Here is a 24,862-nt window from a genome sequence, read left to right as displayed (position 1 = left end):
AACTGTGGAATGGCAATTTCGGACGACCCGTACCTCTGGCTCGAAGACGTCACCGGCGACGCTGCGCTCGCGTGGGTGCGCGAGAAGAACGAGCTCACCGTCGAGGCGCTGAGCGGCCCGGGCTTCGAAACCACCGAGGCGAGCATCCGCGAGATTCTCGACACCGACGCCCGCATACCGTACGCACGACGCCGCGGGCAGTTCCTGTACAACTTCTGGCGCGACGGCGAGCACATCCGCGGCCTCTGGCGTCGAACCACGATGGACGAATACCGAACCGAGAATCCGGTGTGGGACGTTCTGCTCGACCTGGACGTGCTGGCCGAGAGCGAGGGCGAGAACTGGGTCTGGGGCGGTGCCCAGGTGCTGCGGCCCGATCAGAAGCTGGCGTTGGTCACCCTCTCGCGCGGCGGAGCCGACGCGACGGTGGTCCGTGAGTTCGATCTCGACTCCCGCACGTTCCGCGCCCCGGAGGACGGCGGATTCGCGCTACCCGAGGCCAAGACCGACATCGGCTGGATCGATGCCGACACCGTCTTCGTCGGAACCGATTTCGGACCCGGTTCGTTGACCGAATCGGGTTATCCGCGGATCACCAAGCGGTGGCGGCGCGGCACTCCCCTCGTCGAGGCCGAGACCGTCTTCGAGGGTGAAGCACAGGACATCTCGATCTCCGCCTGGCACGATCGCACCCCCGGCTTCGAGCGCGACTTCGTCCAGCGGGCCACCGACTTCTACAACTCCGAGACCTACGTACTCGACGGGTCCACGTTGACCCGGATCCCGACGCCCACCGACGCGTCGACCTCGGTGCACGAGAGGTGGTTGCTGGTTCGGACCATGACGCCGTGGACCGTCGGCGACGAAACTTATCCTGCCGGCGCACTGCTCGCTGCAGATTTCGACGAGTTCATGTCCGGCACAGCATCCTTGACGGTTCTGTTCGCCCCGGACGAGCATACTTCTCTACATCAGTACGCCTGGACCGAGAACTACCTGCTGTTGGTCACGCTGCAGGACGTACGAACGCAGTTGCACGTCCTGAACCCACGTGAAAAGGAGTGGGACGCCGGCACGATCGACGGGTTGTCGGACCTGACGTCCACCGAGATCGTCGGCACCGACGCCGAGGAGAACGGTGACGAGTTCTTCCTCTCCTCCTCCGGCTATCTCACTCCGGCGACGCTTTTGCTCGGCACGGTGGGAGCAGAACTCGAGATCCTCAAGCAGGCCCCGGCGTTCTTCGACGCCGACGGTATGACGGTGGAGCAGTTCTTCGCCCGCTCGGACGACGGAACACAGATCCCCTACTTCGTCGTCCGCCGCGCCGATTCCGGGCCCGGTCCCACGCTCCTGTACGGCTACGGCGGCTTCGAGATCTCGATGACCCCCGGCTACAGCGGCGCAACCGGACGGGCGTGGCTCGAACGTGGTGGCACCTACGTCGTGGCCAACATCCGCGGCGGCGGCGAGTACGGGCCGTCCTGGCACACCCAGGTACTGCGCGCCGGACGCCATCTGGTGCACGAGGACTTCGCGGCTGTCGCACGCGATCTCGTCACCCGAGGCATCACCACCACCGATCGGTTGGCCGCGCAGGGCGGTAGCAACGGCGGCCTGCTGATGGGCATCATGGTGACGAAGTACCCGGAACTGTTCGGAGCGTTGGTATGTCAGGTCCCACTCCTGGACATGAAGCGATACCACCTGCTGCTCGCGGGCGCGTCCTGGGTGGCCGAGTACGGCGACCCGGACGACCCGGACGAGTGGGAGTTCATCTCGCAGTACTCCCCTTACCAGAACGTGGTGCCCGCGTCGGAGCGCCGGTACCCACCGATCTTGATCGCGACGTCGACGAGGGACGACCGCGTCCACCCCGGACACGCTCGCAAGATGGCCGCATCACTGGCCGAACTCGGCCACGACGTGAGCTACTACGAGAACATCGAAGGTGGACACGGCGGGGCGTCGGACAATGCGCAGTTGGCCTTCAAGACGGCGCTGACCTACGAGTTTCTGTGGCGACACCTAGGGGGAGACCGCTGATCACCCGGCGAGAGCGGCCTCGAACATCGGCCACGAGTTGTGCAGGTCGGTCTGCCAGTAACCCCACGAGTGGGTACCCCGGTCACGGAGCTCGAAATGAGCCGGAATGTCGAGCCGTTCGAGGGCGGTCTTCAAACGCCGAGTGCAGTCGCCGGTGGCCACCTCGATCGCACCGCCCACGACCATCTGGTTGAGCAGCACGAAGCCCGGTCCGTTGGGATTGGTGCCGTCCAGAGTGTCCGACGCCCCGGCCAGACCACTGCCGTTGGAGACGTACAGCGCTGTGCCACGCAGACTTTCGGCATTGACCACAGCGTCGTTGCGAATCCAATCCGGGTCGTTGTCCGGTCCCCACATGTTCGCCACGTTCGCACCGAGCGCCATGGACACAACCGTCTTGACGTACGCCTTGCCCAACGCATCGGTCGTCGAAGCACAGCCGCTGTACGAGCCGACGGCCTTGTAGAGCCCCGGATTCCGAATCGCCAGATTCAGTACCGAGGTCGCCGCCATCGAGATACCGGCAATAGCATTGCGCCCATCGGTGTCCAGCAGGTCGTCGATGAGCGGGGGCAGTTCGTCCGCCAGGAACGTCGCCCACTTGTTGCGGCCGAGGACGGGATCGTCGTGCTGCCAGTCCGTGTAGTAGGAGTAGGCCCCACCCACCGGCGTCACCACGTTGACGTTCTTGTCGGCGAAGAAGGATACGACGTCGGTTTGGGTGTACCAGTCCATTCCGTCGGTTCCACCGCCCGCACCGTTGAGCAGGTACAGCGTGGGACTCGGCGCCGTCCGGTCGGGTGAGCGCAGAATCTCGAGGGGAATCGTTCGATCCATCGCCGCCGAGTGGACGAACGCGGTCATGGCCACGTCGTCGGTCGCCTCGGTGCGTACCACGTAGGACGATGTGGACGGAATCGACAGCGGGTCGATCGGCGTCGCGTTCGCGAGAGGGTGCACCACTGCCGTCATGCAGGCGGCTACACACAGAACGGCCAGTCTGCGCCCTGTGGACGACCGGACGACCCTCGTCCCACCCCTGCGTCGACGAATCGAATCCCCCACGCCGTTCATAGTCGTGCTCACTAACGTCGTCGAACAATTGTTGGTTCAAAAGCTTTCTACACCAAAACGAACCGAAAGTATGTAGAAATGACGAGTAGCGAGCGAAATACCGAAAGTTAATTCGAGTGAACTACTTGCGCATCCACTCGGCGACGAGGTCGGCCACCGCGGTGGGGTTACGGATCCAGCCGTTGTGACCGAGCGGCTCGTCCACGTGCTTCGAGGTGACGTCGGCACGAACGAGCTTGCGGACGAGGTTGTCCATGGAGCCGCGCGGTGCGAGGTCGTCACCTTCGATGGTCACCGCGAGCACCGGAAGCGTCAGCCTGCCCATGCGTTCCTCGTAGTCCATGTCCGCCCCCGCCGGCTCGATCGATCCGGTGCGCGCGAATCGGGACCAATCGTCGATCAGGACACGGGATTGACGACCGAAGCCGCCGATACCGATTCGGTCCCCCGGCCAGAATCCAGCGATGCTGCTGGTGATCGCCATGGCGGCCGCGCCCACGTACAGCGGAACGCCGCGGGTCGTGCCGAAGCCACGGTGATACGGCGACCCGGACGCCACCAGAATCAATCCGCCGAGCCTGCCACGGATACGGGCGGCGTACATCGACCCGAGCTGCCCACCCATGCTGTGACCGAGAAGGTAGGGCGTCGCCTCCGGGAACTGCTCCCGAACCACCTCGAAGATCGCCGGAAAATCGACCGACACCAATTCTTGGTAGCCGTACCGACTCGCCGAACTCGGTTTCGGGACACTGTCGCCTTGACCGCGTAGGTCGCCTATCGCGGCATGAAACCCACGCGCGACGAGCGCCTCGGCAAACAAGCGGTAGTAACCCCCGGGAATGCCGAGGCCGGGAAGAACGACGATCACAGGCGCATCGTCACGTCCTTCGCCGGGAAACAGTGACACCGGCACCGTCGAACCGTCGGGCATCTGAATCGGAACCGTCTGCATCGGCCCACCCTATGACGGAGCGGGCCTTCTATGACGGAGCGGGCTTTCGACTGCCCATCCCCCGAGGGGCTACCTCACCTGATGATCGGATGGGAGTTACCGGCCGCATCGACGACGTCGACTCAGATCGACCGGACCGCCGCCGAACAGTGCACTGTCTCAGGATATTTCGATCGACAGGATGACACCTCGAACGACGAGAGCCGGGTCCGACGGTACGTCGGGCCCGGCTCGAAGCCGTGGGTCAGGAAGCCATGAATCAGGTGGGGAGGCCGGGGACGTCGAGGGACGAGCCGGTACCTTCCGAGCTACCGAGAGCGAGCAGCTGCAGCAGGATTGTGAGCAATTCCATGAAAACTCCTTCGAGAGAGGGGGATTCGATGCCGCACAGCATCGTGAATCGTTGCAGGTTCGTCGGACGAGAGACTGCGGTCAGCCGTTCGGGCCTTCAGGCCCACGGCGCGGCGGTCGGCTAGTCCGAGGAAGAACTGATACCCGAGAAGAGCTGGAGGAGGATTGTGAAGAGGTCACCGAGTTCAGCGGACATGCGACAGACTCCTTGATAGAGGGGGATGTGCAGATCGAACGTGACGGTCGTCACTCGATTACCTCTGCAAGAAGATTTCTACCCGAACAGATAACGTTCTGTATACGCATTTGGAACTAAAAGTCGAAAATCTTAGTGAGCCATCACAAAACGGTCACGGTGCCGCCGATGCCGCGGCCGCCCCCCGACGGCGACCGCGGCACGTCACGCACTGTTTAAGCGGCGCTACCCGACGTCAGCACGCCGACGATCTGGTCGACGATCGCATCGACGATGCCGTCGTAGACGCCGGTGGCAATGTCGGAAATGAACTGCGCTGCTGAACCCATGGGATCTCCTGATGCTCGTGTGTACGTACAGCCGTAGGTGATACGACCTACCTCGTTCCTACCGCACACTCACCTCCGGTGCAGTACCCGGTACCAACTCGAGACCCCGAAGAGTCGGTACCGCAACGTTTTGCCGGAAAGCGCACCGCGTTCCGGTCGAAAACTATTCGCCGATCACGTCTTTCGCGCGACCTACGAGCAATGGGTCTGTTTCCCCGACTATTTCGGGGTCCTTGTTGGCGTAGTCGAATTTGTTGAGCACAAACCGCATCGCGTTGATGCGGGCGCGCTTCTTGTCGTTGCTCTTGACGACCGTCCACGGTGCGACGTCGGTGTCGGTAGCGCGAAAGTTCTCTTCCTTCGCAGCGGTGTACGCGTCCCACTTGTCCAGCGATGCAAGGTCCATGGGCGAGAGTTTCCACTGCCGCACCGGGTCCACCTGCCGAATGGCGAAGCGGGTGCGCTGCTCGTGCTGCGACACCGAGAACCAGAACTTGGTCAAGCTGATGCCCTCGTCCACGAGCATCTGCTCGAACAGTGGAGCCTGCCGAACGAACTGAGCGTGCTGCTCGTCGGTGCAGAAACCCATGACGCGCTCCACACCTGCCCGGTTGTACCAGGACCTGTCGAACATGACGATCTCGCCTGCAGCAGGCAGATGCGCGATGTACCGCTGGAAGTACCATTCCGTCGACTCACGGGCGGACGGCTTCTCCAGGGCGACGACACTGGCACCGCGGGGGTTCAGGTGCTCCATGAAACGCTTGATCGTGCCACCCTTACCGGCAGCATCACGGCCCTCGAAGATGATGACGTGACGTCGACCGGTCTCTTTGGTCCACATCTGCAGTTTGAGCAGTTCGATCTGCAGCAGGCGCTTCTCCAGGTCGTATTCCGCCCGGGTCATGCGCTCGTCGTACGGGTAGTTCTCCCGCCAGGTATCGACGACGTGCCCGTCGGGAACCGTCAGCAGAACCGGGTCGTCGTCATCGGAGTCGTCGACGGTGAAACCCGACGTATCGGCAAGATCCACAGCTTTGGTGACGTCGAGCAAGTCGCTCAGGTTGGTGCGCGAAGCCTCACCGTTGCGAAGATCGTTGGCGGTCATGTGCCGAAAGTTAGTGCTCCTCGGTGACCAATCCATGGCGATTCGGTGAACAGCCGACGCATCATCACATCGAGAGCGCTTCCGGTCCGCAAGGGGGACGGACCGGAAGCATCCGACACGTCCGACCGTAATCCTCGCCGAAGCCTCCGGTCCAGGGCTCGACCGGAAAAGTCGAGAATCTTGTTCGCGCTGCGCTTTCGGACCATCCGTTTATCGGGGTCGATATGGGTGAAACCCCCGATGTGCCGAAAGCCGTTGATGACGCAGACTTTTCATCATGACATTCGAGAGCGGTTCACCCAGAGAATTCACCCTGTCCAGTTCACAGAAGATGATCGGAGGTGTGTGCGGCGGCATCGCCGAATATTTCGGCTGGGACGTCAATGTCGTCCGACTCGCCACCGTCGCCGGAGCGGTCCTGACCGGCGGTACCGTCGTGCTGATCTACCTTGCCGCCCTGATGCTGGTGCCGCGTCGCGCATGACAGCGCAGCCCGAACACGAGGAAGCCCCGGACCCGAACGAACCGGGCCGGGGCTTCGCGGCTAGCTGGCGCTGGAGATTCCCTCGGCGCTACCGGTGAACAGACCGGTGATCGCGTCGGAGATGCCTGCGGCGATGCCGTCGGTGATGATTCCGCCGAGGCCGCCGCCGTCGGTGCCGCCGCCGAGCAGACCGGTGATGAGATCGAGAAGCATGAGAATGGTTACCTTTCGAAGGCAGGACTGAGGCCCGGTCCGGACGTGTGACCAGGCGGGGTGAAACATAACGTTCCGCTCACAACCTGGTCCACGGTTTCGGACAAAAAGGACCTACGGACTGTTTGACGACACGAAACCTACTCGTCGGAGCCGAATCTCATCGGCCGTCGTCACTTTCCCGTGATCAACCACCCGCACGGTGCCGCGAGTTCGTCGGCCGCGGCAGGACCCATCGAACCGGGTGCGTAACTCTGCACTGCGGGCGGGTCGTTCAGCAACGGCGCAGCCACGTCCCATACGTGCGCCAAACCGTCGGGCCGAGTGAACAGCGATCGGTCGCCGGCCAGCACGTCGAGAATCAGGCGCGCGTACGGGCTGAGCGGCTCGGCATCGGGCACCGACTCGAGCGGCAGCGCAAGGTGTCCGACGGACAGGTCGAAATCCGGACCCGGCTCCTTGACCGTCATGGCGATGTCGATGCTGCCGTCGCCGGAGAGGTCGAACGAGAGCACCGCGCCGTCCTCCGGCAGCTCACCCAGCGGACTGTCGGCCGGCTTGCGGAACACCAACGAGACGCGCTGTTCGCTGACACCCAACATCTTTCCGGTGCGGAGCACAAACGGAACCCCACGCCAGCGGTCGGTGTCGACCCACAACTTGGCTGCGACGAACGTGTCGACTTTCGAGTCCTCGTCGACGCCCTCGACGTCGCGGTAACCGTCGTATTGACCGAGGACCACTTCGGCTGTGTCCAGCGGCCGGAACTGGCCGATCACCGTCTCGCGAGCCGATTGCAGATCATCGGCCTTCAGCGATGCCGGCGGTTCCATCGCCACCTCGGCCGCGACCTGGAACAGGTGCGTGACGAGCATGTCCAGCACGGCACCGGTGGCGTCGTAGAACTCGGCACGGTCGTCGATGTCGAGCGTCTCGGGGACGTCGATCTGTACCTGCGCCACGTGCTCGGCGTTCCAGATGCCACTGATCATTCCGTTGGCGAACCGTGCCACGTGCAGGTTCTGTGTCGCTTCCTTACCGAGGAAGTGGTCGATTCGATAGACCTGCTTTTCGTCGACCACCTCGTGGACGGCCTTGTCGAGTTCCTCGAAGTTGCTCTGCGACGTGCCGAAGGGCTTTTCGTAGACCACCCGGGCACCGTCGGCGAGATCGTGTGCACCGAGGGCCTTCGTGTAATCGACGAAGGTGCTCGGCGGCAACGCGATGTAGTGCACCAACTGGGCGTCGTCGCCGATGTCCTTCTTCACCTCGGCCACGACCTCGGGCAGCTTGCCGGGATCGTCGACGGTGAAGCCGTTGCCCGCGAAGCGGATTCGCTCGGAGAATGCCGACCAATCGTCCTCGGCCACGTTCTCGACGAACTCGTCGAGAACGCTGCGGACATGATCGCGGAACTCGTCGTCGGACGAGTCCTTACGCCCGTTGCCGATCAGGACCCACTTCTCGGGCAGCAGGCCTTCGATGTGAAGTTGGTAGAACGACGGCAGGACCATTCGCTTCGCGAGGTCTCCGGTTGCGCCGAACAGGACGAATACAGTGGGTTGAGAGGACGCCATGACCTCCACTATGCACCGCACAGTTCGGGAGCGCACAGTGCTGACGAGGGAAGGGTGCACGATGACAAGATCACGGTTTCACGGTGAGATCTACGGGGTAGGCACAGCGTCGGGTGTGCGAATCGTCGTCGGGCATTGGACTCGATCGCCACTCGGCGAGTTCACCGACGTCATGATCCAATTCGCCGACGGTAGACGCCTGCTCGTCGCGCCCAACGAGGACGTTCGGGAGTTCGTCACCGCCACATACACCTTCGACGCCACCGAGATCGTGCCGGTGACATTCGCCGCTCAGCCCGACAACTGGCGGTCGGTGACAGCGGGTGATCTGTCCGTGAGAATCCGCGTTGCCGGACCCACCCTGCTCGGGCGCGCGCTGAGCCTCGTTCCCGACGCGGTGTCCACGGCGCCGTGGTTCTGCGCGATCAGCGACCCCATCGCCCGAGTGATACTGCGGGGAGTACGCACCCGCGGCAGCGCCGGAGGCGGCCGACGCGAGTACTACGGTGCGCGAGGGCAACACCGCGTCACCGACGTCTCGGCATCGTGGCAGGGCGAGGACCTCGGGACACTCACCCCGGTCACTCCCCCGGTGACCTTCGGCTTCGGCAGCACGCCCGCCGCACCGTCGGTCACCCTCATCACCACGACGATCGACGGTTAGACCACCGCCGCGCCGGACGCCCGCAGATCGTCGAGGGCCGCGGCCGAGGTCTCGGGCGCAACGCCCGCAACGAGGTCGGTGAGAACGCGGACGTCGAGCTTCTCGGTCACAGCGTCTTTCGCCGACGCCAGAACGCAGTAGTCGGTCGCAAGTCCGACGACGTCGATGGCCGTGACCTCGTTGGCGGCGAGTACCTCGGCCAGAGGTGTCCCGTCCTCGGTGACGCCCTCGAACGCGGAGTACGACGGCTTCCCCTGCCCCTTGTAGACGTGCACGTCGACCGAACCGGTCGCGTAGTCCGGGTGATACTCGGCTCCGACCGTGCCCGCCACACAGTGCACCGGCCAGGTGGTGACGAAATCCGGGGCGGCATCGGTAGCGAAGTGTCCGCCGTTGTCGCCCTCCGCATCGTGCCAATCGCGCGAGGACACCACGAGGTCGTACTCGTCGCCGTGACGCGCCAGGTACGCGCTGACCTTGCGAGCGACCTCCGCGCCGCCGGTCACCGCGAGCGCGCCGCCCTCGGTGAAATCGTTCTGCACATCCACTACCAACAGAGCACGTGTCATGGAGCCCAGTATCCTCGACGCGTGCGCATTTCGTCTCTGGTCACCTACCCCGTCAAGGGATGCGCAGGTGTCGCACTGAATTCGGCCTCGGTGAGTGCCACCGGGCTCGAACACGATCGGGCGTTCATGATCGTCGACGACGACGGCGCTTTTCGCAGTCAGCGCAGCGATCCCGTTCTCGCGGTCGTTCGGTGCTCGATGACGGACGGGGCATTGACTCTCGAACACGCATCGGCAGGTTCGATGACCGTGTCTGTCGATCGGGACTCCGCGCCTCGAGACATCACGATGTTCCGCGCACCCATGCGAGGAATCGATCAGGGCGACGAGGTCGCCGCCTGGCTCACCGAGGTGATCGGAGAACCGTCGAGGCTGGTCGCCGCCCCACGCGGCCACGGCCGAGTCACCGATGGAATCTCACCCGGGTCAGCACAATTCGCCGACAGCGCCGCCGTGCACATCCTCTCGACCGCCACGCTGGCCGGTCTCAACTCCCGACTCGACATCGCACTGCCGATGGATCGATTTCGCCCCAACATCGTCGTCGACGGCTGGGAAGAACCGCATCGGGAAGACGAGGTTCGCGAGGTCGGGATCGGGTCCGCTCGCCTCGCGTACACCAAACTGGCCATCCGGTGTGCGGTGACGACGGTCGAGCAGACCACCGGTGAGCGGGGCGGCCCCGAACCCCTGCGCACCCTGGCCACCTATCGCCGCGCGCGGCAGAAGGGCGTGGCCTTCGGAGCGAAGTTCTCGGTGCTGCAGAACGGCACCGTGTCGATCGGTGACGAACTACACGTCGAGACCTGGGGCGCGTCGGAGCTCTAGCTCGAACGGCATGTGATTGGCCCAGCCGTTGCGCGCGCGCAGCGAAACCTGTTGCCCTGCTTGCACACTCACCGTTCTCCGGCCGGTGCCCAGCGCAGCGTTCGTGCCGCGGTACCGGATGAAGGCGGTGAGTTCGTGCCTACCCGGCTCGAGCGCATAGGTCGACGGCTCGGTCCACGACTGCCGATGCTCGACGCCGTCGATCGTGACGAACGGCCGTGCCAGCGTGCGCACCAGCGCCGCGTTCACCCAATGCGGAGCGAATTCGATCTCGATCAGGGCGACCATAGTTACCCAGAGTAACGGTATGGCTCAGGTGTGGTGCGCTGAGTGTCCACTATTCGGTTTCGCAGGCGGGTTTCCGCTTACGCGAAGGAATTGTGGACAATCACGTCACTTGCTCCGGTGACAATCAGCGCCGCCAACTGAATACGTGCCTGCCCCGCGCGCAGTTCCCGCGAGAACACTGCACCTGCATCGAGCAGATCGTGTCCACCTCCGCCGCCGCCGTACGTCGGTGAGGTCTCACCGAACGGCACCCGCGTCGTGACGACCACGTGCACCCCGGCCGCCACCGCCTCCTTCACTGCGTGCACGACTCCGGCATTGGTGTTGCCCGAGCCCAGCGCCTCGAGCACGATCCCCGACGCCCCGGCTTCACGGGCGGCGTCGATCTGCATACCGTCGGCACCGGGGTACAGGGCGACGATGTCGACCCGAATCCCGGCAACGGGCTTCCACTGCAGGGGTTTCGGCCGAGGAAGCGCCGCAGACCGAAACGCATCGAGCTCGGTGGTGTGCGTCTTGATGGCACCGCGGGCAGGCAGCACCCGTCCGCCGAAGGCGATCAGGACACCCTGCTCGGACTGCGCTGCCGCCACCGCTGCAGCGATATTGTTCGGACCGTCCGGATCGGGATGATCCGAGGTGCGCTGCGCACCGGTGAACACCACCGGACGCTCGTCGTCGTGGAACAGATCGACGTACAACGCCGACTCCTCCATCGTGTCGGTGCCGTGCAGCACCACCACTCCGACGCAGCCGTCCTCGGCCAGAGCGTCGGCCGTTGCCGTGCGAATGGTGTCGAGATCCGTGAAGTCCAGGGCGGAGCTGTCCTTCGACATCACCTCGCGCACTCGCACACCGTCGAGTTCGATCCCCGCGCCGGCAACCGGACGAGAGACCCCGTGCTCGTCTCGACTGCTGGCAATCGTCCCGCCGGTGGTCAACAAGGCGACATGCTCACTCACTGCGCGCCGCCACCTCTCGAATTCTGTTGCGGCACAGGTACCAACCGCCGATCAGCATCGGCGCGATGAGCAGGATCGACGCCACCGTCCAGGTTCCCACCGGTTTGTCGAAGGCCATCAGCACGAGTACACACGTCAGAAAGCCTAGCGTTGCGTATCCGGTGTACGGAGCACCGAACAGTCGGAATGCAGGTCGGGTGACCGCGCCGGTCTTGGACAGCGACCAGAACTTCAGCTGACACGCCACGATGACGGCCCAGGCGCTGATGATGCCGAGTGCAGCGAGGTTGAGCACGATCTCGAATGCCTGCGCCGGCACAACGGCGTTGAGGACGACGCCGAGCAATGTCACCACCGACGTCAGCGCGATGCCGCCGTACGGTACACCCGACTTGTTCATCCGTGCAGCGAATTTCGGCGCCGAGCCGGCGACGGCCATCGAATGCAGGATACGCCCGGTGGAGTACAGCCCGGCGTTGAGTGAGGACAGCGCCGCAGTGAGGACCACCAGATTCATGATCGCGTCGGCACCGTCGACGTCGATGGCTCCGAAGAACGTCACGAACGGACTCTCACCGGCCTGATAGGCGGTGTACGGCAACAGCAGTGACAGCAGCAGAACCGAGCCGACGTAGAACACGACGATGCGAACGATGACCGTGTTGATGGCCTTGGGGATGACCTTCTCCGGGTTCTGCGTCTCCCCGGCGGCGGTGCCGACCAGCTCGATCGAGGCGTAGGCGAACACGACGCCCTGGATCACGACGATCGCCGGCAACAGTCCGTTGGGGATGAGACCGCCGTTGTCGGTGAGGACGCTCAGACCCGGTTCCTGCCCGTCGATGGGCGTGCCGAAGATGACGTAGTAGGTACCGATCGCCAAGAAGGTCACCAGCGCAACGACTTTGATGAGCGCGAACCAGAACTCCAGCTCGCCGAACACCTTGACCGACACCAGGTTCAAGCCGAGCACGAGCACCAAGCCTGCTAGCGCGAACACCCACTGGTCGACGTTGCCCAGTGGTGCCCAGTACTTCTTGAAGAAGTTCATGTACAGCGCGACGGCCGTGACGTCCACGACGGCCGTCATCGCCCAGTTCATCCAGTAGAGCCAGCCGGCGGCGAACGCGACCTTCTCCCCGAAGAACTCGCGGGAGTACGAGACGAACGATCCCGACGACGGCCGGTGCATCACCAGCTCGCCCAGTGCGCGCAGGATCAAGAACGCGAAGAAGCCGCACAGCGCGTACACGAGCACCAGGGCCGGCCCAGCGTCGTGCAGTCGGCCACCGGCACCCATGAAGAGGCCCGTGCCGATCGCGCCGCCGATGGCGATCATCTGAATCTGGCGCGGGGCCAACTCTTTTCGATACCCCAGGTCCTCTTCGCTGAAGGCCTGCTTCTGTGTCGGGTTCTCGGTGCTCATCGTGTCACCTCGTCGACGTCTCGGGAGCAACGGCATGCTCGGTGGGAGCCACCCGCAGGTTCGCGAGATGCTCGGGGCTCAGCAGTCGATCCAGCTCCTCGCGCGCCAGCAGGCCCTTTTCGAGTACGAGATCCACGACATTGCGGCCACTGACCAGTGCTTCCTGCGCAATGGCAGTCGATTCCACGTATCCGAGGTAGGGGCTGAGCGCGGTGACCAGACCGATGGAGTTCTCCACGCGCTCACGCAGCAGGTCGACGTTGGCGGTGATGCCGTCGACACATCGATGCGCGACGGTGCGGCACGCGGCACTCAGATGCGCCATTCCGTCGGACAGGGATTTGACGATGATCGGCTCGAATGCGTTGAGCTGCAGCTGTCCTGCCTCGGCGGCCATCGTGATGGTGACGTCGTGGCCGATCACCTCGTAGGCAACCTGATTGAGTACCTCGGGGATGACGGGGTTCACCTTGCCGGGCATGATCGACGAACCCGCCTGCATCGGAGGCAGATTGATCTCGTTGAAGCCGGCGCGCGGTCCGGAGGACAGCAGCCGCAGATCGTTGCAGATCTTCGACAGCTTCACTGCGACTCGCTTGAGCACACCGGACAGGTGCACGAACTGCCCGACGTCCTGGGTGGCCTCGATGAGGTCCGTCGCGGTGACGAGCGGCAGGCCGGTGATGGTGCGCAGATGCGCTACGGCCGATTCGGTGTAGCCGGCGGGTGCATTGAGGCCGGTGCCGATTGCGGTGGCCCCGAGGTTGATCTCGTGGACCAGCAGTGCGGCTTCTTCCAGCCGTGAGCAGTCCTCGTCGATCATGATCGCGTAGGTGCCGAACTCCTGGCCGAGGGTCATCGGCACCGCATCCTGCAGCTGGGTGCGGCCCATCTTGACAACGGTGGCGAACTCGCTTGCTTTGCGGGAGAACGAGTCTCGCAACACCTTCATCGAGGCGATGAGCTCGTGCACGGCGAAGATGGTCGCGATGTTGACCGACGTCGGGTACACGTCGTTGGTGGATTGCGAGGCGTTCACGTGCTCGTTGGGGTGCAGCATGCTGTAATCGCCGTGCGAATGCCCGAGGATCTCCAGGGCGCGATTGGCGATGACCTCGTTGGCGTTCATGTTGGTCGAGGTGCCCGCGCCGCCCTGAATGACGTCGACGACGAACTCCTCGTGCCACTGACCATCGAGGATCTCCTGGCACGCCGTGCGGATCGCTTCCCCGCGGGTGGCGTCGAGAATTCCGAGATCTTGATTGGCCGAGGCGGCCGCCCACTTCACCGCCGCGAGTCCGCGAACGAGGTGCGCGTTGGTGGAGATCGGGCGCCCGGTGATGGGGAAGTTCTCCAGGGCTCGCAGAGTGTGGATTCCCCAATACACGCTCGTCGGGATGTCACGTTCCCCGAGAAGATCCTTCTCGATACGGGTATCGGCCACAGTGCGCTCCTAAGTGGGGGTGTCCAGCTGTCCGGCTGTCTGACAGGTATAGTGTGGCGCAGAACACCTCATCGGTCAACCCCACGCTAGGATCACGTTATGGACCTGTCGGACAGCTGGGCGGTCAGGCAGCCCACCACTGCGCGCATGAGCGCAGCCGAGGCGGTGTTCGCAGATCTACGCGCAGCTATCTCGTCGGGAGATCTCCCCGTCGGCCAGAAGTTGCCGTCCGAGGCGGCCCTTGCCGCCAGGCACAGCGTCAGCCGTTCCGTCATCCGCGAGGCTCTGCGCTCGTGCCATGCCCTCGGTCTGACCGAAACCAAGACGGGCCTCGGCACTTTTGTCGTCCGGGATCGGGTCGGCAGCGACCTCGACATAGGTAACTACGCCGCCCGTGAATTGATGGAGGCCCGCCCGCACGTGGAGATCCCCGCAGCCGGCTGGGCCGCGGAGCGTCGCACCGAGGAGGAGCTGACGGTGCTCGCCGGCCTGGCCGACGAGATGCGCTCCGAGGACGACCACGAGGCCTGGGTGCTGCTGGACGCGCAGTTCCATACCGCGATCGCGCGGGCGAGCAAGAACCGAGTGTTCGAGGCGATCATCGTCGACATCCGGGATGCGTTGACGCGGCAATCGGAGACGCTCAATCTCGTCGCCCACCGCCAGCAGCAGTCCAATGTGGAGCACGATGCGATCGTCGACGGCATCCGATCAGGCGAGTACGACGCGGCAGCACGCGCCATGACCGCGCATCTCGATGCGGTCCGGGGTGCAGTGGAGTCGCTCGCCGATCACCCATAACAGCCCGAGTAGCCCGTCCGACTAGGCTGCTTGCCGTGACGAAGGTATTGAACTCCCTCCCGGTCGGCGAACGAATCGGCATTGCATTCTCCGGCGGTCTCGACACCTCGGTGGCCGTGGCATGGATGCGCGAGCACGGCGCGATTCCGTACGCCTACACCGCAGACATCGGCCAGTACGACGAGCCGGATCTGTCCGATGTGCCCGAGCGCGGCCTGGCCTACGGGGCCGAGCAAGCGCGGCTCATCGACTGCCGTGAGCCGCTCGTCGAGGAGGGCCTGGCTGCGCTGACCTGCGGCGCATTCCACATTCGCTCGTCGCTGCAGACGTACTTCAACACCACCCCGCTCGGCCGTGCGGTGACCGGCACGATGCTGGTTCGCGCGATGGCCGAAGACGGCGTCTCGATCTGGGGCGACGGTTCGACGTACAAGGGCAACGACATCGAGCGGTTCTACCGCTACGGTCTGCTCGCCAATCCGCAGCTGCGCATCTACAAGCCCTGGCTCGACGAGGCGTTCGTCGCCGAGCTCGGCGGCCGCCACGAGATGTCGCAGTGGCTCACCCAGCGCACCCTCCCCTACCGAGATTCCGCCGAGAAGGCGTACTCCACCGACGCCAACATCTGGGGTGCCACCCACGAAGCGAAGAAGCTCGAGTACCTCGACACGTCCCTCGAGATCGTCAGCCCCATCATGGGCGTCAGGTTCTGGGACCCCGAGGTGGAGATCGCTCCCGAAGAGGTCACCGTCGAGTTCGAGCGCGGCCGCCCGGTGCGGATCAACGGCAAGAGCTTCGACAGCCCCGTCGACCTCGTCATGGAAGCCAACGCCATCGGCGGACGCCACGGCCTCGGCATGAGCGACCAGATCGAGAACCGCATCATCGAAGCCAAGAGCCGCGGCATCTACGAGGCCCCCGGAATGGCGTTGCTGCACATCACCTACGAGCGCCTCGTCAACGCCATCCACAACGAGGACACCGTCGCCTCGTACCACAACGAGGGCCGTCGACTCGGGCGCTTGCTGTACGAGGGACGCTGGTTCGACCCGCAGGCGCTGATGCTGCGCGAGGGTCTGCAGCGCTGGGTCGGCAACGTCGTCAGCGGCAGTGTGACGGTGCGTCTGCGCCGCGGCCAGGACTTCACCATCGTCGACACCCAGGGCACCAACTTCAGCTACCACCCCGAGAAGCTGTCGATGGAACGCAGCCAGGGCCAGGCGTTCTTCCCCGGCGACCGCATCGGCCAGCTGACGATGCGCAACCTCGACATCGCCGATTCCCGCAGCAAACTCGAGCAGTACGCCGCGCAGAATCAGCTCACGGCCTGGGGCGACCTGATCGGCGAACTGCCCGCAGGCGGAGCCGACGCCATCGCCGCGAGCAGCCCCGGGAGCTCCGTGGACTCCTCTGCACTCGACCACGCCGCCATCGAGTCCGGCACCGACTGATTTTTGCCGCCGAACTCGAAGTTATGGACGGATTTCCGCTGATTTCCGTCCATAACTTCGAGTTCGGCTACTCCTCGGGCTCGGTAAGCCCTTCATGCTCGTCGCGCTCAGCCCACTCGAGAAGCTCGTCGATGGCGAACACCGCATCGTCGATGCCGGCGTGCAGGTCACCCAGATCGGCGAATCGGGCAGGCACTGTGTGGATCGTGAATTCTCGCGGATCCACGCTCGCTACTTCGTCCCACGCGATCGGCGTCGACACCGTCGCCTGCTGATTTCCGCGAACCGAATACGCGCTGGCGATGGTGTGATCACGGGCATTCTGGTTGTAGTCCACGAACAGTTTCGCCGGGTCCCGATCCTTGCGCCACCACGTGGTGGTCACGTCGTCCGGTGCGCGACGCTCCACCTCACGCGCGAAAGCCAGTGCAGCCCTTCGCAAGTCCTTGAATCCGTAGGCCGGATCGATCCGAACGTAGATGTGCAGGCCGTGACCTCCCGAGGTCTTGGGCCAGCCGACGGCACCGAGATCGCTCAGTACCTCCTGAACGACCCCGGCCACGCGTCGGACTCGGTCGAAGGAACAGTCGGGCATCGGATCGAGGTCGATGCGCCACTCGTCGGGCATTTCCACGTCGGCGCGGCGACTGTTCCACGGATGAAATTCGACGGTCGACATCTGCACGGCCCAGGCCACATGGGCCAATTCCGTCACGCACAGCTCGTCGGCGGTGCGGTTGTAGCGGGGAAACGTCACCTGCACCGTCTCGAGCCACGGCGGCGCGCCGTTGGGCACGCGCTTCTGGTGCACCTTGTCGCCGGCCAGACCCTTGGGAAAGCGGTGCATCATGCACGGGCGTTCCCGTAGCGCGCGCACGATGCCGTCGCCGACGCTCAGGTAGTAGTTCACCAGATCCAGCTTGGTGGCACCGCTCTCGGGGAAATACACCCGATCGGGATTGGAGATGCGAACGATGCGGTCACCGACCGGTAACTCGATCGACGGAGAGCTACTGGCCATGAGGTCGAGGGTAAGCGATCAAGAACGCAGCGTGATGCCGTAACGGTCTCTTTTGCGGTAGATGGTCGCGCGGCTCATACCCAGCTCCTCCGCCGCCTCGCTCATCGTGATGCCGGGGCGGGTGAGCACGCGGATCATCTCGTCGCGCTCGAACGTCTCGATGCGAGTGAGCCGATGGGTGGTGTGTGAGAGCACCTCCGGCGGAAGGTGTTCGACGCCGATGACATCGGCTCGAATCGCGGCGCGGTGCATCACCGTCGCCACTTCCGCCACGTTGCCCGGCCAGGCATATTCACGTAATGCCCGCTGGGCCGCGCCGGTCAGCGTGACTGCCCGGCCGCGCACCCGGCCCGCCAGGTGCAGTGCGAGCGGCGCGATGTCGTCGGGCCGATGCCGAAGTGCAGGCAATTCGACGACCGTGCGCAGCAATCCGGCCAGTGCATGCGGCACGTCGTCGTAGTTCGATGCCGTCACGGTCACCGGCACGCCTGCTCCCGCGCGGCGCAGTAGCTCGGCCAACGTATCCGCCGCGCGGGCGGGCAGCCTGTCGACGTCACGGATGACCACGGCAGTATCGGGTTTCGGCAATTCGGGAGTCCACAGGTCGAGCCAAGCTTCGGCGTCACGGGCAGCGGGTGCACCGGCACTGAGGATCCGGCCACGGGGCCGAGCTGCCCGCAGCGCTCGGGCAAGGGCGGTGGCTCGACCCGATCCTGCCTCGCCGACCATCAATACCGAACCATGATCGGCGAGAGCCGATCTCGCGGCGCCGAACGCGCTGCGCCACGCCGGCGAGAGGTCGTCGACGATGCCGGATCCCGCTCCGCTGTGCGCGGTCTCGACCCGGAACACCTCACCGCGCGGAGCCGGCCGAGGCTGCTGGCCCTGCGACCGTGCGAGCATCATGGCCGAGGTGTTCCCGGCCGCCGATTGAGCAAGGGCCAGAAGCAGATCCGACGACGACTGCGACCACGTCGTGAGATTGACGCACCCCTCGACCCGGCCGGTCAGTGGATCGAGCACCGGAGCGGCCGCACACGTGTACCCGGCCAGCGACAGTGAATAGTGTTCGTCGGCTCTGACCACCGCGGGCACCCGATCCGCGAGCGCCAGCGCGAGTCCGTTGGTCCCCGTCTGATCCTCGGCATACGAGAACCCGGGTGCCAGATGGACGCGATCGAGGGCGGCGAGCAATTCACGGTCGGCGCTGACGCGATCCAGTACGAGGCCGTCGGCGTCGGTCAGCATCATCGATACCGGCTCGTTCGCCAACGTGTCACGCAGGCCGTCGAGCACTTCCCGGCCGCACCGGTAGAACAGGGATTCACCGTCGTAGGTTCCCGAGAAGACGGGAGCAACCTCGTCCAGCGAGACGCCGTACCGCTGACTGCGGTGCCAGGACGCGAGAAGACGGTGTGAGACGGCAGCGAGGGGCTCCGAGTGGAGTCGGGCTCGCGCGAGACCCTCCGATTCAGCCATGTGACCCACGTTACATTCGCAAGTCGCAATACCGATCTGTCGATCGTCTCGAATTGAGACAACGAGAGGCCCTGGAGGCGGCCTCACCGCCTTACCGTCGTGCACAGACAAACGTGACCCACGTCACGAACCGCACTTCGGGAGGCTCACGCATGTACACGAAAAACGGCGAAAACTTCTTCATCGTCGACGCCCACGTCGCACTGTGGGACGCGCGGCAGGAGAACCAACGCAACATTCACGGCAAGCAGTTCATCGACTGCTTCTACGACTATCACCGCAATCTTTCCCCCGAAAGCGAACTGTGGACGTACGACGAGTACCTCTACCAGGGTGGCGAGCGGTTGATGCACGACCTGTTCGAGATCGGATACGTCGATCACGCCATCTTCCAGCCCGCTCACCTCGGGGAGTTCTACAAGACCGGCTTCGGCCAGACCGAGGAGGCCTCTGCACTCGCGGCAGCTCACCCGGACAAACTGACCTACAACCATCACTTCGACCCCCGCAACGGTGAGCGTGGCCTCGACCAACTGCGTGCCGACGCGGAACGCTTCGGACTGAAGGGCGTCAAGCTCTACACCGCCGAGTGGCACGGCGACTCCCGCGGCTACAAGCTCGACGACGACTGGACGCGGCGCTACCTCGAAGTGTGCCGAGAGGTCGGCATCAAGAACATCCACGTGCACAAGGGGCCGACCATCCGCCCGCTCGATCGCGATGCATTCGACGTCGCCGATGTCGATCACGTGGCCACCGACTTCACCGATCTGAACTTCGTCGTCGAACACTGCGGACTGCCCCGGCTCGAGGATTTCTGCTGGATCGCCACCCAGGAGCCCAACGTGTACGCCGGCCTCGCCGTGGCCATTCCGTTCATGCACACGCGCCCGAAGTACTTCGGTCAGATCATGGGTGAACTGCTGTACTGGCTCGGCGAGGACCGCATCTTCTTCTCTTCCGACTACGCGCTGTGGACACCCAAGTGGCTGGTCGAAGGATTCGTCGACTTCCAGATCCACGAGTCCCTCGACGAATACGCACCCATCACGCTCGAGCAGAAGAAGAAGGTGCTCGGACTGAACGCCGCCAAGCTCTACGACATCCCGGTGCCCGCCGAGCTGCAGCTGCCCGACGCCGACGAGACCGAGACCGGTCCTCGTCAGCCCGAACGCGCCGACCTCGCGGCGGTGTGACATGACGACCGCTACGACTACCAGGAAGGACGAGGCCTACGCCGCCCTCGGTGTTGTCCTGGATCCCGAATTGGACGAGCCCATCACCGATCTCGGCTTCGTTCGATCCCTCGAGGTCGACGACGGCACGGTGCACGTTCATCTTCGACTGCCGACGTCGTTCTGCTCGCCGAACTTCGCGTATCTGATGGCGGGAGACTCCAAGGACGTGCTGACGGCGTTGCCGTGGACCGAGCGCGTTCTCGTCGAACTGGACGATCACCACGACTCGGACAAGATCAACGCCGGCCTCGCCGCCGACGCCGGTTACCGCGGCACGTTCGGACACGAGGCCGAGGAGGATCTCGAGGAATTACGAGCGACGTTCCGACGCAAGGCCTATGTGGCGGCCATGGAACGCTCGCTCATGGCATGGTTGCGCGCCAATCCCGACTTGACCGAAAATGACTTGGCTGCAGTGGTTCTCGGAGATCTAGCGGACGATCGCACCTCGACCGCGCTGCTTCGCCGACGCGAGGCACTCGGCCTCAGGGTCGATCCGGCCGCTCCCGCTCTGGTCGATCACACCGGTCGTCCACACACCGGAGATCTGACGATGGTGATGCGGCGCGCCCGCGCCACCCGCGTCTCGATCGACGGCAACGCGCACTTCTGTCGCGGACTGCTGCAGACCCGCTACCCGGGGTCGGAAGAGCAGCAAATACCTCGGATGGAAGGCGCGTTCATCCCCCTCACCACCCTCACCGTCCAGCACAGCACTACACAGGAGCAGTCACGATGAGCACGATGCGCGCAGTCCAGGTGGTCGGGTACCACAGGAATCTGGAGATGGCCGAGGTTCCGATTCCGGAAGTACAGGGCCCACTCGACGTCATCGTCAAGATCGGCGGGGCCGGCGTGTGCCGCACCGATCTGCACATCCTCGAAGGCCAATGGGCCGAAAAGTCCGGCGTCACACTGCCGTACACGATCGGGCACGAGAACGCCGGGTGGGTCCATGCCGTCGGCTCGGCGGTCACCAACGTGCGCGAGGGCGACAAGGTGATCCTGCATCCGCTGGTGACGTGCGGGTTGTGCCGCGCCTGCCGATCCGGAGACGACGTCCATTGCGAGACGAGTGATTTCCCCGGCATCGACACCAACGGCGGGTACGCGGATTATCTGCGGACCAACGCCAGGACAGTCGTGAAGATCGACGATTCACTCGAACCGTCTGCCGTCGCCGCGCTGGCCGATGCCGGTCTGACGGCGTACCACGCGGCGGCGAAGGCGGCCAGGCGTCTGACGCCGAGAGACAAGTGCGTCGTCATCGGAGCAGGCGGCCTGGGCCACATCGGTATTCAGGTACTCGAGGCGCTGTCCCCGGCCGAGTTGATCGTCATCGACCGCAATGCCGATGCCGTGAAGCTGGCGCTCACCCTGGGCGCAGATCACGCGGTGGTCGCCGACGGTACCCAGGTCGATCAGGTCATGGAACTCACCCGCGGCTTCGGGGCCGAGGTGGTACTCGACTTCGTCGGCGAGAACGGCTCCACCGCAGAAGGATTGGCGATGACCAGGCGGGCCGGTGACTATCACGTCATCGGGTACGGCGAGAACGTCGACGTGCCGACCATCGACCTGGTCTCGGCGGAGAAGAACATCGTCGGCAATCTCGTCGGGTCCTACAACGACCTGTGCGATCTGATGTCCCTCGCCGCACGCGGCGCGGTGAATCTGCACACGCAGACCTACTCGTTGGACGACTTCCAGAGCGCCATCGACGACCTCGACAACGGACGGGTTCGCGGCCGCGCGATTCTCGTACCGTGAAACCGGGTAGTACCAAAAGCCGTCACCACAACTACCGTCACATCGAACACAGGGAGCAACGTTGATCTTCATCACCGCCAAGTTCAAGGTCAAGCCCGAGCACGCCGACAACTGGCCCGAGATCTCACGCGATTTCACCGAAGCGTGCCAAGCCGAAGAAGGATGTCTCTGGTACTTCTGGTCGCGCACCCTCGACGACCCCACCGAGTACGTCCTGGTGGAGGCCTTCAAGGATCCCGATGCCGGTGCGACGCACGTGAACTCGGATCACTTCAAGCAGGCGCAGAAGGACCTCCCGCCGTACCTGCAGGAGACGCCGAAGATCATCAGCCAAGAGGTGGACGGCACCGACTGGAACGAACTGGGCGAGCTCGCGGTCGACTAGTCCCTTTCGCGATCCCGGACCACCTGGCCCAGCGTCACGATGGCGTCGGCGAACTGCCCGGGCAACTCCTGAGGCGGGTTGTGGCCGCAATCGACCTGACGAACATCGATCAGATCGGTGAAGTGCGCCGCGTGGTCCGGGCTGCCGTACAGCGAGGCAACGGTGTCCTCGGTCGGATCGATCACGACCGTGGGCACCGTGATCCTCGGTTGCCGCGTCAGCAAGTCCTGCGTTTCTGCATAGTCCGCATCCCCGGCCTCGATGCCGTATCGGTGACGGTAGGAATGCACGGACACGTCCACGAAGTCGGGGTTGTCGAACGAGGATGCGGTGGCGGCGAATTCGGAGTCACCGAACCTCCAGGTAGGCGACCAATCCGTCCACAGTGTCTGGGCGATCTCTGCGCGGTAGGCCGCGAGCCCGGCCCGGCCCCGCTCGGAGTGCAGGTAGTACTGGTACCAGTACCGCTTCTCGAGGTGCGGCGGCACCGGCGTGGACACAGCGGCAGCGATGTCCTGGACCAGATATCCGGAGACACTCACCAGGCCCGACACCAGCTTCGGCCACAGCGCGGCGACGACGCAGGCGGCTCGCCCACCCCAGTCGTAGCCCGCGACGATGGGCTTGTCGAGTTCCAGCGCGATGATCAGCTCGCGGAGGTCGTGGCCGATCGCGGCCTGTTCACCGGAGCGCATCGTGTCGGCGTCGACGAACCGGGTAGGTCCGAAGCCGCGTAAGTACGGCACCACCACGTAGTAGCCGGATTCGGCGAGCAGCCTGGCGACGTCGTCGTAGGACCTGGTGTCGTAAGGAAACCCGTGCAGCAGCACCACTGCGCGGCCGGACGGATCACCGAAGCGGTCGAAGGCGATGTCCAGCACCCCTGCGCGAATCATCATGGGTCCATGCTCGCATTGCGGTGGCGGTCGGCGCCGACAGTCAACTGCTCAGCACGTCCTGCATGCCGGGAGCGAGGACGTCGGACAGGTCGGTCCATGGCACGGTGATGGTGATGAGGCCGATGCCATAGGCCCCCACCTGGTAGTCACCGAAGTGAATGTTCATCCCTTCCGGTGATGCCGTCCAGTTCGCGAAATTGGCCAGCGTCGGTTCGATTCCCGAGCGCTCGAAACTCTCGCCCGCGCGGGTGGTCGGCAAGATCTTCGCTGCTCGGTCCGACAGCCGTGCCAGGCCTGTGTCGAGGTCGGTGAAGGCATCGCCGAGGGAGATCGGCTGTGCGGTGTCGGCGTCGATCGTCACGGTCGAGATCAGCGAGTCACCATGGGCACCGGGCGGCACGGCGATCCAATCGGTGATCTGCTCGGCACTGATCACGCGTCGACCGACGTAGGTAGCACCCGTCGAGTAGCCGTCGCTGAGGGCGAAGTCCTGTCCGTTGTGGCCGTCGATCAAGTCCTGCAATGCCGCCCGCATCGACTCGTTGAACTCCGCCGTCACGGCGGGATTCCCACCACTGAGCTGCGGAATGGCGACGTCGTACGTGGCATGCTCCGTCGATCCGGTGATCCGAGTGCTGCCGACGACGTACGGCTCGGCGGCATTCGAGGTCGTGGGCGGCGCTGTACTCGTCGGCTCGGCTCGCTCGGTCGTGACGGTGACATCAGTGGTCGTCGGTGCCGACGCCGGCGTGGCGGTTCCCGAGGTGGAGCAGCCCGCCACGGCCGCGGTCACGGCCGCTGCGGCGACCATCGAGCGAATACGAGTCATGACCGACCCTAACCACTGCGCGGTGTCGCACTCAATGGGAAACAACTGCGGAGCAAAGACTCCGCAGCTAGCGTCGAACCGTCCGGTTCGTGTCGACCGGCCACGTTTCGGAGGGAGTTCGATGAGAACGACGAGCATCATCACCAATCTGCGGGTTCCGAACGTCGACGCGGCAAAATCGTTCTACGCCGAGTTCCTCGGTCTGGCGTCCGAGGAGTTCGACATGGGGTGGGTCGCGCGGCTGACGTCGCCCGATCGCCCTGTCAGCGTTCAGCTGGTCACCCGTGACGAAAGCGCACCGGAGGATTCGGTGATGTCGGTGCACACCGACGATGTCGACGGCGCGTACGCCGAAGCGCAGAAGCTCGGCTACGAGATCGTGCATCCACTGACAACCGAGCCGTGGGGTGTGCGCCGCTTCTTCGTGCGCGCTCCCGACGGCAACGTCATCAATATCGCGTATCACCGGGACTGA

25 protein-coding genes are annotated in these 24,862 nt (G+C 64.4%); 11 read left to right on the top strand and 14 right to left on the bottom strand.

The window, feature by feature from the left end; translation table 11 throughout:
• Window positions 1-9: 9 nt before the first annotated feature.
• The gene (locus tag CH305_RS13575; RefSeq protein ID WP_094703947.1) at window positions 10-2,046 is read left to right on the top strand and encodes a prolyl oligopeptidase family protein; all 2,037 of its coding nucleotides are present in this window, start codon (window positions 10-12) and stop codon (window positions 2,044-2,046) included.
• Here CH305_RS13575 and CH305_RS13570 read toward each other — a convergent pair whose 3' ends face one another.
• The 3 genes from CH305_RS13570 to ppk2 all read right to left on the bottom strand — a co-directional run bounded on the left by CH305_RS13570 (window position 2,047) and on the right by ppk2 (window position 6,059).
• Window positions 2,047-3,018, bottom strand: a complete 972-nt coding sequence (locus CH305_RS13570) for an alpha/beta hydrolase family protein (RefSeq protein WP_165430232.1) — start codon at window positions 3,016-3,018, stop codon at window positions 2,047-2,049.
• A 223-nt stretch (window positions 3,019-3,241) separates the two neighbouring features.
• Window positions 3,242-4,075 carry an alpha/beta fold hydrolase gene (locus CH305_RS13565; protein ID WP_032401795.1) on the bottom strand — a complete coding sequence of 278 codons (834 nt, stop codon included), beginning with the start codon at window positions 4,073-4,075 and terminating at the stop codon, window positions 3,242-3,244.
• 1,039 nt (window positions 4,076-5,114) lie between these two features.
• Window positions 5,115-6,059 (bottom strand): polyphosphate kinase 2, encoded by a 945-nt coding sequence (gene ppk2 / locus CH305_RS13560; RefSeq protein WP_170944722.1) that lies wholly within the window; start codon window positions 6,057-6,059, stop codon window positions 5,115-5,117.
• A gap of 277 nt (window positions 6,060-6,336) precedes the next feature.
• On the opposite strand from ppk2, the gene CH305_RS13555 reads away from it, so the two are divergent.
• The gene (locus CH305_RS13555; protein WP_032380296.1) at window positions 6,337-6,543 is read left to right on the top strand and encodes a PspC domain-containing protein; all 207 of its coding nucleotides are present in this window, start codon (window positions 6,337-6,339) and stop codon (window positions 6,541-6,543) included.
• 60 nt (window positions 6,544-6,603) lie between these two features.
• Here CH305_RS13555 and CH305_RS29040 read toward each other — a convergent pair whose 3' ends face one another.
• A complete protein-coding gene (locus CH305_RS29040) occupies window positions 6,604-6,756 on the bottom strand; it encodes a hypothetical protein (protein WP_155290872.1) in 153 nt (50 codons plus the stop codon).
• A 173-nt stretch (window positions 6,757-6,929) separates the two neighbouring features.
• Window positions 6,930-8,333 (bottom strand): glucose-6-phosphate dehydrogenase (NADP(+)), encoded by a 1,404-nt coding sequence (locus tag CH305_RS13550; RefSeq protein ID WP_094704004.1) that lies wholly within the window; start codon window positions 8,331-8,333, stop codon window positions 6,930-6,932.
• A 61-nt stretch (window positions 8,334-8,394) separates the two neighbouring features.
• Between CH305_RS13550 and CH305_RS13545 the strand changes: the two genes are divergently transcribed.
• Window positions 8,395-8,997 (top strand): hypothetical protein, encoded by a 603-nt coding sequence (locus CH305_RS13545; RefSeq protein WP_037148802.1) that lies wholly within the window; start codon window positions 8,395-8,397, stop codon window positions 8,995-8,997.
• Here the strand turns inward: CH305_RS13545 and CH305_RS13540 are convergent.
• A complete protein-coding gene (locus tag CH305_RS13540) occupies window positions 8,994-9,566 on the bottom strand; it encodes an isochorismatase family protein (RefSeq protein ID WP_032380294.1) in 573 nt (190 codons plus the stop codon). The two genes, CH305_RS13545 and CH305_RS13540, sit on opposite strands and share 4 nt — an antisense overlap.
• A 21-nt stretch (window positions 9,567-9,587) precedes the next feature.
• Here CH305_RS13540 and CH305_RS13535 point away from each other — a divergent pair, with 21 nt between their 5' ends.
• Window positions 9,588-10,394: an MOSC domain-containing protein gene (locus CH305_RS13535; protein WP_094703946.1), complete on the top strand. Its 807-nt coding sequence runs from the start codon at window positions 9,588-9,590 to the stop codon at window positions 10,392-10,394.
• Here the strand turns inward: CH305_RS13535 and CH305_RS13530 are convergent.
• The 4 genes from CH305_RS13530 to aspA all read right to left on the bottom strand — a co-directional run bounded on the left by CH305_RS13530 (window position 10,359) and on the right by aspA (window position 14,514).
• Window positions 10,359-10,682 carry a hypothetical protein gene (locus CH305_RS13530; protein ID WP_052058201.1) on the bottom strand — a complete coding sequence of 108 codons (324 nt, stop codon included), beginning with the start codon at window positions 10,680-10,682 and terminating at the stop codon, window positions 10,359-10,361. The two genes, CH305_RS13535 and CH305_RS13530, sit on opposite strands and share 36 nt — an antisense overlap.
• A 77-nt stretch (window positions 10,683-10,759) precedes the next feature.
• Entirely contained in the window at window positions 10,760-11,644 is an 885-nt protein-coding gene (locus CH305_RS13525) for an asparaginase (protein ID WP_032401792.1), read from the bottom strand.
• Window positions 11,637-13,070 carry an amino acid permease gene (locus CH305_RS13520; RefSeq protein WP_094703945.1) on the bottom strand — a complete coding sequence of 478 codons (1,434 nt, stop codon included), beginning with the start codon at window positions 13,068-13,070 and terminating at the stop codon, window positions 11,637-11,639. The genes CH305_RS13525 and CH305_RS13520 overlap by 8 nt, the downstream gene beginning before the upstream one ends.
• A 4-nt stretch (window positions 13,071-13,074) precedes the next feature.
• The gene (aspA, locus tag CH305_RS13515; RefSeq protein ID WP_094609455.1) at window positions 13,075-14,514 is read right to left on the bottom strand and encodes an aspartate ammonia-lyase; all 1,440 of its coding nucleotides are present in this window, start codon (window positions 14,512-14,514) and stop codon (window positions 13,075-13,077) included.
• 99 nt (window positions 14,515-14,613) lie between these two features.
• Here aspA and CH305_RS13510 point away from each other — a divergent pair, with 99 nt between their 5' ends.
• Window positions 14,614-15,315: a FadR/GntR family transcriptional regulator gene (locus CH305_RS13510; RefSeq protein WP_094703944.1), complete on the top strand. Its 702-nt coding sequence runs from the start codon at window positions 14,614-14,616 to the stop codon at window positions 15,313-15,315.
• A gap of 35 nt (window positions 15,316-15,350) precedes the next feature.
• The gene (gene argG, locus CH305_RS13505; RefSeq protein ID WP_032401789.1) at window positions 15,351-16,766 is read left to right on the top strand and encodes an argininosuccinate synthase; all 1,416 of its coding nucleotides are present in this window, start codon (window positions 15,351-15,353) and stop codon (window positions 16,764-16,766) included.
• Window positions 16,767-16,833: 67 nt separating this feature from the next.
• Here argG and ligD read toward each other — a convergent pair whose 3' ends face one another.
• Window positions 16,834-17,787 (bottom strand): non-homologous end-joining DNA ligase, encoded by a 954-nt coding sequence (gene ligD / locus CH305_RS13500; RefSeq protein WP_094703943.1) that lies wholly within the window; start codon window positions 17,785-17,787, stop codon window positions 16,834-16,836.
• Between the two features lie 18 nt (window positions 17,788-17,805).
• Complete coding sequence (locus tag CH305_RS13495; RefSeq protein ID WP_094703942.1) at window positions 17,806-19,266, bottom strand: helix-turn-helix domain-containing protein; 1,461 nt, start codon at window positions 19,264-19,266, stop codon at window positions 17,806-17,808.
• 152 nt (window positions 19,267-19,418) lie between these two features.
• Here CH305_RS13495 and CH305_RS13490 point away from each other — a divergent pair, with 152 nt between their 5' ends.
• The 4 genes from CH305_RS13490 to CH305_RS13475 all read left to right on the top strand — a co-directional run bounded on the left by CH305_RS13490 (window position 19,419) and on the right by CH305_RS13475 (window position 22,659).
• A complete protein-coding gene (locus CH305_RS13490) occupies window positions 19,419-20,462 on the top strand; it encodes an amidohydrolase family protein (RefSeq protein ID WP_037171974.1) in 1,044 nt (347 codons plus the stop codon).
• A gap of 1 nt (window position 20,463) precedes the next feature.
• The gene (locus tag CH305_RS13485; RefSeq protein WP_094703941.1) at window positions 20,464-21,243 is read left to right on the top strand and encodes an iron-sulfur cluster assembly protein; all 780 of its coding nucleotides are present in this window, start codon (window positions 20,464-20,466) and stop codon (window positions 21,241-21,243) included.
• 5 nt (window positions 21,244-21,248) lie between these two features.
• A complete protein-coding gene (locus tag CH305_RS13480) occupies window positions 21,249-22,274 on the top strand; it encodes an NAD(P)-dependent alcohol dehydrogenase (RefSeq protein WP_094704003.1) in 1,026 nt (341 codons plus the stop codon).
• Window positions 22,275-22,335: 61 nt separating this feature from the next.
• Window positions 22,336-22,659: a putative quinol monooxygenase gene (locus CH305_RS13475; RefSeq protein WP_027498443.1), complete on the top strand. Its 324-nt coding sequence runs from the start codon at window positions 22,336-22,338 to the stop codon at window positions 22,657-22,659.
• On the opposite strand, the gene CH305_RS13470 is transcribed toward CH305_RS13475, so the two are convergent.
• Together CH305_RS13470 and CH305_RS13465 are read right to left on the bottom strand one after the other, a co-directional pair.
• On the bottom strand, window positions 22,656-23,558 hold the full coding sequence (locus CH305_RS13470) for an alpha/beta fold hydrolase (protein WP_094703940.1): 903 nt from the start codon (window positions 23,556-23,558) through the stop codon (window positions 22,656-22,658). The genes CH305_RS13475 and CH305_RS13470 overlap by 4 nt on opposite strands.
• Window positions 23,559-23,598: 40 nt before the next feature.
• The gene (locus CH305_RS13465; protein WP_094703939.1) at window positions 23,599-24,387 is read right to left on the bottom strand and encodes an RsiV family protein; all 789 of its coding nucleotides are present in this window, start codon (window positions 24,385-24,387) and stop codon (window positions 23,599-23,601) included.
• A 121-nt stretch (window positions 24,388-24,508) separates the two neighbouring features.
• Here CH305_RS13465 and CH305_RS13460 point away from each other — a divergent pair, with 121 nt between their 5' ends.
• Window positions 24,509-24,862 (top strand): VOC family protein, encoded by a 354-nt coding sequence (locus CH305_RS13460; protein ID WP_032401783.1) that lies wholly within the window; start codon window positions 24,509-24,511, stop codon window positions 24,860-24,862.

Source organism: Rhodococcus sp. 15-649-2-2 (genome assembly GCF_002258645.1).
Classification (GTDB): domain Bacteria; phylum Actinomycetota; class Actinomycetes; order Mycobacteriales; family Mycobacteriaceae; genus Rhodococcoides.
Note: the sequence above shows the minus strand (reverse complement) of the source record. Positions and strands in the feature narration are given on the sequence as shown.